Below are 993 nucleotides of genomic sequence, written 5' to 3' on the forward strand. Positions count from 1 at the left end.
ACACTAAAAAGAATGAGAGATTATGCCAAAGTTGGCATGACTACAAAGGAGCTGGATGAATATGGAGGACAAATATTAAAAGAATATGGGGCAAAATCAGCACCACATGAAACTTATGGTTTCCCAGGTTGGACCTGCATAAGTATCAATAATGAAATTGCTCACGGAATCCCTTCAGCCCAAAAAATCCTAAAAGAGGGAGACCTTATCAACATTGATGTGTCTGCCGAGCTAGATGGATATTGGTCAGATAATGGGGGCTCATTTGTTTTAGGGAAAGATATTCATAATCACCAACCTCTTGTTGATGCATCCAAACAAATATTATTCAAAGCGATCAATAACATCAAAGGAGGAGTTAAAATAGCTGACATAGGCCATATTATAGAATCGGAAGCTAAGAAATCCGGCTTTAAAGTAATTAAAAACCTGGCTGGACATGGAGTGGGTAGAAGTTTACATGAAGAACCAGTAAATATTTTAAACTATAGAGATAAATTAAATCGACAAAGATTTAGAAAAAATTCTGTGGTAGCCATTGAAACTTTCATATCAACAGATTCTACAATTGCTTTAGAATTAAGTGATAATTGGACTTTGGTTGGAAACAGAGGAGGATATGTGGCCCAACACGAACATACCATTGTGGTGACAGATGGAAAACCAGTTATTTTAACTGATTCGAATAAAATCTGGGATTAATAAAGGCTATTATAAAATGCTGCTCTTGGTTTACTCAAAAAGCCAAGGCACAATTTATTCTATAATCTTAATCTTGATAATCATCACAAACAAAAATTGTCACGTTTTTTTGATTCAAATTGTCTTTAAGGATGAATCATAATGAAACTGAAAAATTGGAAGATTACACTAACATACTGTTCCCGTATGCATATAATATCTTAGGTTCATCTGAAGATGCGAAAGATGCAATTCAAGACATCCTACTAAAATACCTCACTACTCAAAAAGAAAATATAGAAAATAAGGTTG

1 protein-coding gene is annotated in these 993 nt (G+C 34.1%); it reads left to right on the plus strand.

What is annotated here, in order from left to right; translation table 11 throughout:
• Positions 1–702, plus strand: a 702-nt coding sequence (gene map, locus E1171_RS00790; RefSeq protein ID WP_155203142.1) for a type I methionyl aminopeptidase, incomplete at its 5' end; no start/stop codon positions are given.
• Positions 703–993: the final 291 nt, after the last annotated feature.

This window comes from Xanthovirga aplysinae, from assembly GCF_009711365.1.
Classification (GTDB): domain Bacteria; phylum Bacteroidota; class Bacteroidia; order Cytophagales; family Cyclobacteriaceae; genus Xanthovirga; species Xanthovirga aplysinae.